This window comes from Rhodoferax sp. UBA5149 (assembly GCF_002413825.1).
In the GTDB taxonomy this organism is placed as follows: domain Bacteria; phylum Pseudomonadota; class Gammaproteobacteria; order Burkholderiales; family Burkholderiaceae_C; genus Rhodoferax.
Genome location: NZ_DHXT01000098.1, coordinates 1,247 through 8,959 on the forward strand (window position 1 = coordinate 1,247; position 7,713 = coordinate 8,959).

Genomic DNA, 7,713 nt, shown 5'->3' on the forward strand with positions numbered 1-7,713 from the left:
GTGTCGGCGCGGGCCTCATTGTCAGGCTGCAGACACACAAACACCGCCGTCTCGGTTGAGCCGTACAGCTGTTTGAGGTTGATGCCAATGGAGCGATAAAAGGTGAACAGATCCGGGCCAATCGCCTCACCCGCGGTGTAAGCCACACGCACGCGGCTCATGCCAAGGTTGTTGCGCAGCGGGCCGTAGACCAGCACATTGCCCAGCGCATACAGCACACCATCGGTGAAAGAAACCGTCTTGCCGTCCATTTTGGCGGGGCCCACCCGTTGCGCCACCGCCATGAAATAGTGGAACATGCGGCGCTTGATGGCGCCGGCGTCTTCCATGCGAATCATCACGCTGGTGAGCAGCCCCTCAAACACGCGGGGCGGTGCAAAGTAATAGGTCGGGCCGACTTCCTTCAGGTCGATCGTGACGGTCGCTGCCGACTCGGGGCAGTTCACCACATAGCCGCAGGCCAGCCACTGCGCGTAGCTGAAAATGTTCTGGCCAATCCAGGCCGGTGGCAAATAGGCCAGCACCTCTTCGGCGTGCGTCAATTTGTCAAAGTCAGCGCCCGCCTTGGCCCGGTTCAGCAATGAATTGTGGGTGTGCACCACGCCCTTGGGGTTGCCGGTGGTGCCCGATGTGAAGAACATGGCGCCCACATCATCGGGCTTGACCTGGTTCACTTCAGCCTTGAAGAAATTAGCGTGCAGGGTTGCGAAGGCCCGGCCGTTGGCCAGGAGCGCGTCCAGCGAGGTCAGACCCGGCTCGTCGTACTTGCGCAGACCACGCGGATCGTCAAAATAGATGTTGGAGAGCTGCGGGCACTGCTCGCGGATTTCCAGCAGCTTGTCGACCTGCTCCTGGTCTTCGGCAAATGCAAAACGAACCTCGGCGTTGTTGATGGGGAACACGCACTCCAGCGCTGCCGCGTCCTGGTACAGGGGAATCGGAATGGCACCCAGGGATTGCGCCGCCAGCATCGTGGCATACAGACGCGGCCGGTTGGCGCCCACCACAATCATGTGTTCCCCGCGGCGCAGACCGGCTTGATGCAGGCCACAGCTCAGATGCTCCACCAGCGTGGCCAGTTCAGCCCACGACAGGGCCTGCCAGATGCCATATTCTTTCTCGCGCATGGCAGGCTCAGCCGGGCGCTGGGCGGCGTGATTTAAAAGAAGTCGAGGGAAAGTGGTCTGCATCCCGTTACCTTGTCTTCAAACGAATGAATAAACTTGCGGGACAGACCTTTAGCTCTGTCCCCAACTGATTAAAGATTGCGGGACAGATATTTAGCGCTGTCTCCAACTGATGAATAGCAACCTGGACACGCGTCGCACGGCTGCTGGAATGAAGCGAATAATAGACATTCATTTGACGCCAAGTTGTCGTTTGGACGACAATTACGCCCTTTCTCGGTAGGTGTTTTCCCTGCACTTTCAGCCAGCTTACAAACAATACCTCCATGGGCTCCGATACCACCACTCTCCACCAGCGCCGCCGCGCCCTGACCACGGTTGAACTCGACGCCATTCCGTGGATTCATCTGCTGGCACCGAGTGAGCGTGAGCGCGCGGTGGACGACCTGAAGATCGCCGATGCCAGTCCCGGCGACTACGTGTGCCGCATGGGCCGCCCGGTGACCTACTGGTTTGGCGTGGTGGACGGATTGCTCAAAATGAGCGCCGACAACGCCGAGGGCCAAACCATGACCTTCACCGGCGTTCCCCCCGGCGGCTGGTTTGGCGAGGGCACCGCCCTGAAGCGCGAAACCTACCGCTACAACATCCAGGCCCTGCGCAAAAGCAGGGTGGCCGGGCTGCACGTGGACACCTTCCACTGGTTGCTGGACCACTCCATTGGATTCAACCGCTTTGTGATGAACCAGCTCAACGAACGGCTCGGCCAGTTCATCGCCGCCCGCGAGATTGACCGCATGAACAACCCCGATATCCGCGTCGCGCGCAGCCTGGCCGCGCTGTTCAACCCGGTGCTCTACCCCGGCGTGGGCGAGGTGCTGCGCATCACCCAGCAGGAGCTGGCGTACCTGGTCGGGCTGTCACGTCAGCGGGTCAACGAAGCGCTGTCCGCGCTGGAAGCCCAGGACATCATCCGAGTCGAATACGGCGGTTTGCGCGTGCTCGACCTGGACGCCCTGCGCTCCCAGGTTTTCTTAAGAGAAATGGGTCGATCGCCCTCGTAAAATATACACAAGCAGCTACAAAAGATATAGCAAATGACAGACTCCAAAACACCCCCCACCTTTCGCCGCGCCGCCCCGCCGCCGAGCCGCGCCCCGCTGCCAGCCGGTCAACGCAACACGGCGGCCATCGGCCCCAACGGCACCCTGCGCCTGAACAAGCGCATGGCCGAACTGGGGCTGGCGTCGCGCCGCGAGGCCGACGAATGGATTGGCAAAGGCTGGGTCAAGGTCAATGGCGTCGTGGCCGAGATGGGCATGCAGGTCACGCCCGACGTGCGCATCGAGATCACCAAGCAAGCCCAGGGCCAGCAGGCGAATCAGGTCACGGTGCTGATCAACAAGCCCCTTGGCCTGGTCAGCGGCCAGGCCGAGGACGGCCACGAGCCCGCCATCACCCTGGTGCAGCCGCAAAACCGCTGGGCCGAAGACAACGCGCGCTTCTTTTTTCACCCCAGCCAGCTCAAAAGCCTGGTGCCTGCCGGGCGGCTGGACATTGACTCCACCGGCCTGCTGGTGCTGACGCAAGACGGCCGCGTGGCACGTCAGCTGATTGGCGAAGACAGCAGCATGGAGAAGGAATACCTGGTGCGAGTGATGTACACCGGGGTGGTCAACACACTGGCCGCCACCTCGGCGGCGGCCACCTACGCGGCGCGCCCCGTCACACGCCCGGCCCCGCCGACGCAGCTCAGCCGCATTGACGATGATGACCCCATCAGCTCCGACGTGCAGTCGGTGTTCCCGCGCGAACAACTGGCCCGGCTGCGCCACGGCCTGAGCCTGGACGGCCAGGCCCTGAAGCCAGCCAAGGTGGAATGGCAAAACCCCGAGCAACTGCGCTTTGTGTTGACCGAAGGCAAAAAGCGCCAGATTCGCCGCATGTGCGAACTGGTGGGTCTGAAAGTGGTGGGGCTCAAGCGCGTGCGCATCGGCAACGTGATGCTGGGCAACCTGCCCGTGGGCCAGTGGCGCTACCTGGCGCCCCATGAAAAATTTACCTGATCCCGCGTCTGCAATAACTCAAGCGGGGCGATCAGACATCCAGCAGCTTGGAAAAGTCCGTATTGCCGTAGCCTGTATTTTCGTCGGAGAACACGGCGCTCGCCTCGAACGAATGCTCGATGAGCGACGCGCGTGACTCGCCAGTCATGGGGCCAGCAAGGATGGCGTGGTCCACCATGCGCATCAAGAGGTGGCGCGCGACTTCGGGTGATTCACCATTCAAGTCGAACGTCGCGTTGATGGTGAGGCGAACCGAGACGCGGTCCGCCGTGCGTGGCTGCAGACGCGGTAGGCTGCCAGTATCCTGGAGCACGCTGCCATCCGCGGCGACAAACAATATGCGGGAGGGAACCTTGGACGACAGCACATGCGACAGCCCTTCGGCGTTCACCACCAGCATGCTTCCGTTGTCAAAGTCGCGGACCCAAGCGGTCTTGCCGCCCTGAAACCCACGGATAGAAAAGCCATATTCGCGCGGTGAAACAAAAAAGCGTCCCGTGACATCGACCGAAGGGTCGTCAATTTCCACGTCGTCGTGCACAAACGAGTAGCGATAACCGCCGGACGAGACCGTCCGTTTGATGGCAGCCGGCAAACCCGCCAGCTTTTCGTGGGAGGACAATTCGTTCCAGATTGTCAAGGCCATCTCCAGCTTGGTTTGATGAAAAAATCCATCATACTAAATCCCGCGCCCCTTAAGAAGACAATCAAAGAGCAAGGGGCAAGACTGACCAGCAGGGTGGTACACGCTCACACTAGACATCAACCTCTAAGGCGATGGGGATTTACTCTCCACAATGGACGGCGTGTTGCGATCTTTCATCCGGCGCGCCCCACACCATGACAAAACCGGCCTCCAAAAACCCACTCAAACACCTGCGCGCCTCGGACATTCGGGGCATTGCCCAACTGGCGACGCAGGCCACCACGGGCGTGACCCATATTGCCGAAGGCGTGCACCAGTCGGTGTGGCGCACCCTGGGTGCGCCCGACGGCAAGGCGCCGGGGCAAACCCGCGGCCTCACCGGGCTGGTCTACCAGGGTGTCCGGGGCGTCGCACAGCTGCTGGGCCAAGGCGTGGACGCGGTCCTGACCAGACTGCAACCGCTGCTTGATTCGGCGCCAGACACCCGAGCCGGAACGCCTGAGCGGGAGGCGGTGCTCGCGGCGCTCAATGGCGTGATGGGTGACCGCCTGGCCGCCAGCCACAACCCGCTCGCCACCGCCATGACCCTGCGCTACCAAGGCGAAGCACTGAACTGGCAGGCCGCACCCAGCATGCCTGATGCGAAAGGCAAGGTCTTGCTGCTGATCCACGGCTTGTGCATGAACGACCTGCAGTGGCACGCACAGCACAAGGGGCAGGCAGTCGACCATGGCGAAGCGCTGGCATCAAACCTGGGCTACACCCCGGTCTATCTGCGCTACAACTCGGGCCTGCACACCTCGCAAAACGGGCATGAACTGTCAGCGCTGCTGGAACAACTGGTGACGCACTGGCCGACACCGATTGAAGAGCTCACCGTGGTGGCCCACAGCATGGGTGGCTTGCTGACGCGCAGCGCTTTTCACGACGCCAAACAGGCGGGCATGCGCTGGCCGCACTTTCTGAAAAATATCGTGTTTCTGGGCACGCCGCACCATGGCGCGCCGCTGGAGCGGGCCGGCAACTGGGTGGACGTCATCCTGGGCAGCACGCCCTACAGCGCACCTTTTGCCAAGCTGGGCCAGTTGCGTAGCGCCGGCATCACTGACTTGCGTTACGGCCACGTGCTCGACGTTGACTGGCAGGGCCACGACCGCTTTCACCGTCAACCCGATAGCCGCCAGATTGTGCCGTTGCCGCAGGGCATCGCCTGCTACGCCATAGCCGCCACCATGGCGCCCAAGCGCGGGGCCCTGGCGGACCGCCTGATTGGCGACGGCTTGGTGCCCCTGCACAGCGCGCTGGGCCAACATGACGACCCACGGCGAAACCTGGTGTTCGCCAAAACATCGCAATGGATCGTCTATCGCACGGGCCACATGGCCTTGCTGAGCAGCCCCGAGGTGACGCAGCAGATGCTGCATTGGCTGACGCCAATGCCAGCCTGAGGCAGCCCAGGGTCGTGGCGCCCCTTACCAGGGACGTTCAATTCAGGCCGGATGCGGCTGGGCGACATCGTGCATGATGTCGGTCACATCCCGTCCCACGCCGCGATAACCGGTAAAGCGACCTGACGCGTCGAACATCGGCTCCCCGCTCACCTGAAAATATTGCTGCTCGCCATCGGCATCGACCCGGCTGAAGACAAAATCCAGGAACGGTCGCCGCGCCGCCATGTTCGCCTTGAGCACCGCGCGCTCGGCCTCATTCCAGCGCGCCACCTGCTCGCCCTTGATTTCGCCCAGCAAGGTCTCCACCGGGATGCCCAGCATCTCCAGCACCGGGCCGTACACCTTGGTGAAATTCCCGTTCTTGTCCTGCTCCCAATACCAGTCGGATGCCAATTCCGTCAAGCGGCGAAAGCGCGCTTCGCTTTCGCGCAATTCGGCCGTGCGCTCCAGCACCGTTTGCTCCAGTTCCTGGTTGTAGCGTTCGAGTTTCTTGTACAACAAGCGGACTTCCAGCATGTTGTGAATGCGTGTCTTGACTTCGATCATGTCAAATGGTTTGGCGACGAAATCCTTGGCACCCGAGGCCAGCGCCCGCAGCTTGTGACCCGGTTGGGCCGTGATCACGAGGATCGGCACATAGCCCTCGGTTTCGACTTTCTTCAGGCCTTCCATCACCTGGAAGCCATCCATGCCGGGCATCTGCAGATCAAGCAAAATCAGGTCGTAGTGGTTGGCGCGGTGCAGCGCGCACACGGCATAGGGGTCCATCGTCGACGTCACGCGCAGGTAGCCAGCCTCACCCAGCATTTGCTCCAGCAGCTGCACATTGGCTTGCTGATCGTCCACGATCAAAATACTGGCATTCAGAATATCGGCGGTGCTAACCATAAAATTCGCTTTCTTATCAATTTCCACTGAAACTAAAATCCGATGAGGACAGCTTACGTCAGCCATGCGCCATCGCTACAGCTCAGCATACGCTGAGATGCGATAGTCGTTCTTGCCTGAGTGCTTGGCCTCATACAAGGCCAGATCCGCGTTCTTCATCAGCGTATCCACCTCGTCGCCATGTGCCGGATAAATACTGACTCCGACGCTGGCGGTCATCTGCACGTCGGAGCCTTGAATGCTATAGGGTTGTGACACGGCCTGTATCACTTTCGACACCAGCTTGGCCACATGGTCGACATCACTTAGCTCCCACAACGCGATCACGAATTCGTCGCCCCCCAGGCGCGCCACCGTATCCTCTTGTCGCACCGTGGCCACCAGGCGATCCGCGACCATGCGCAGCAGCGTGTCACCGACATCGTGGCCCAGGGTGTCATTGATCTGCTTGAACCCGTCCAAATCCAGAAACATCACGGCCACAGTGCACTTGTTCCGGCGCGCATGGGCAATGGCCAATGAAAGTCGGTCCATCAAAAGTCGTCGATTGGGTAGCCCGGTCAACGGGTCGTGCAGCGCCAGGGATTCCAGCGTACGGTTTTGGCCTTCAAGTTGCTTGTACAACAAGCGCACTTCCAGCATGTTGTGAATGCGCGTCTTGGCTTCCATCATGTCAAATGGTTTGCTGATGAAGTCCTTCGCGCCCGAGGCCAGTGCCCGCTGTTTGTGGCCGGGTTGGGCCGTGATCACGAGGATCGGCGTATAGCCATCGGTTTCGATTTCATTGAGGCCTTCCATCACCTGGAAACCATCCATGCCGGGCATCTGCAGATCAAGCAAAATCAGGTCGTAATGGTTGGCGCGATGCAACGCACACACGGCATGCGGGTCCATCGTCGACGACAGGCACCGGTAGCCGGTGCCACGCAGCATCTGCTCCATCAGCCGCACATTGACCTCCTGGTCGTCCACGATCAGGATATTGGCGTCAAAAATGTCGGCGTTGCTCACCATCACATAGATCCTCGCATCACCACGCCGTCTAATTCGGCTTGCGCAAATTCCAGTGCCTCGTCCAGCGCTTCCATGAACTCATTGACCTTGATCGGCTTGGTGAGATAGCGGAAGAAGCCGACCTCCATGCCTCTTTCGATATCGCGTGGCATGGCATTGGCACTCAGGGCAATCACCGGGATGTGCGCCGTTTCCAGATCTTCATGCAGGATTTTCAGCGCCTGGAGTCCACTGATGCCCGGCAAATTGATGTCCATCAGGATCACCTCCGGCCGATGGGTTCGCGCCAGCGCGATGCCGCGCGCGCCGTCCCCCGCACTCAACAAGCGCATGTCGGGACGCCGTGCAACGAGCTGCTTGACCAGCTCCATGTTGGCCCGGTTGTCTTCGACGTACAGCAGGGTACGCAACGCCGCGCCAGGCTGAACCGGCGCTTGGATCTGCATCAGCGGCTCGGGTGCACCAGGGGCAAGTTGTGGTGCGGTCGCCAGGTTCAACTCGACCCAGAACACACTGCCGAC

At 60.9% G+C, this 7,713-nt stretch carries 8 protein-coding genes; 3 read left to right on the forward strand and 5 right to left on the reverse strand.

Going from position 1 to position 7,713, the window contains the following annotated elements:
• A partial coding sequence (locus B3V69_RS08820) for an AMP-dependent synthetase/ligase (protein WP_296445712.1) occupies positions 1 to 1,190 on the reverse strand: 1,190 nt, incomplete at its 3' end.
• 263 nt (positions 1,191 to 1,453) lie between these two features.
• Between B3V69_RS08820 and B3V69_RS08825 the strand changes: the two genes are divergently transcribed.
• Both B3V69_RS08825 and B3V69_RS08830 read left to right on the forward strand, forming a co-directional pair.
• On the forward strand, positions 1,454 to 2,191 hold the full coding sequence (locus B3V69_RS08825; RefSeq protein ID WP_296445714.1) for a Crp/Fnr family transcriptional regulator: 738 nt from the start codon (positions 1,454 to 1,456) through the stop codon (positions 2,189 to 2,191).
• Between the two features lie 33 nt (positions 2,192 to 2,224).
• Complete coding sequence (locus tag B3V69_RS08830; RefSeq protein ID WP_296445715.1) at positions 2,225 to 3,193, forward strand: pseudouridine synthase; 969 nt, start codon at positions 2,225 to 2,227, stop codon at positions 3,191 to 3,193.
• 31 nt (positions 3,194 to 3,224) lie between these two features.
• Here the strand turns inward: B3V69_RS08830 and B3V69_RS08835 are convergent, their stop codons facing one another.
• Positions 3,225 to 3,833 carry a hypothetical protein gene (locus B3V69_RS08835; RefSeq protein ID WP_296445717.1) on the reverse strand — a complete coding sequence of 203 codons (609 nt, stop codon included), beginning with the start codon at positions 3,831 to 3,833 and terminating at the stop codon, positions 3,225 to 3,227.
• A gap of 200 nt (positions 3,834 to 4,033) precedes the next feature.
• Between B3V69_RS08835 and B3V69_RS08840 the strand changes: the two genes are divergently transcribed.
• Complete coding sequence (locus B3V69_RS08840) at positions 4,034 to 5,287, forward strand: esterase/lipase family protein (RefSeq protein ID WP_296445719.1); 1,254 nt, start codon at positions 4,034 to 4,036, stop codon at positions 5,285 to 5,287.
• A 42-nt stretch (positions 5,288 to 5,329) separates the two neighbouring features.
• Here the strand turns inward: B3V69_RS08840 and B3V69_RS08845 are convergent, their stop codons facing one another.
• The 3 genes from B3V69_RS08845 to B3V69_RS08855 form a co-directional block, all read right to left on the reverse strand.
• Entirely contained in the window at positions 5,330 to 6,178 is an 849-nt protein-coding gene (locus tag B3V69_RS08845) for a response regulator (RefSeq protein ID WP_296445721.1), read from the reverse strand.
• Positions 6,179 to 6,253: 75 nt separating this feature from the next.
• Complete coding sequence (locus B3V69_RS08850) at positions 6,254 to 7,192, reverse strand: GGDEF domain-containing response regulator (RefSeq protein WP_296445723.1); 939 nt, start codon at positions 7,190 to 7,192, stop codon at positions 6,254 to 6,256.
• The coding region (locus tag B3V69_RS08855; RefSeq protein ID WP_296445725.1) for a response regulator at positions 7,192 to 7,713 on the reverse strand (522 nt) is incomplete at its 5' end. The genes B3V69_RS08855 and B3V69_RS08850, both read right to left, overlap by 1 nt.

Coding starts and splice junctions, on each gene's coding strand:
- B3V69_RS08825 (WP_296445714.1), top strand. CDS start 1,454: ATGGGCTCCGATACCACCACTCTCCACCAGCGCCGCCGCGCCCTGACC.
- B3V69_RS08850 (WP_296445723.1), bottom strand. CDS start 7,192: ATGGTGAGCAACGCCGACATTTTTGACGCCAATATCCTGATCGTGGAC.
- B3V69_RS08830 (WP_296445715.1), top strand. CDS start 2,225: ATGACAGACTCCAAAACACCCCCCACCTTTCGCCGCGCCGCCCCGCCG.
- B3V69_RS08840 (WP_296445719.1), top strand. CDS start 4,034: ATGACAAAACCGGCCTCCAAAAACCCACTCAAACACCTGCGCGCCTCG.
- B3V69_RS08845 (WP_296445721.1), bottom strand. CDS start 6,178: ATGGTTAGCACCGCCGATATTCTGAATGCCAGTATTTTGATCGTGGAC.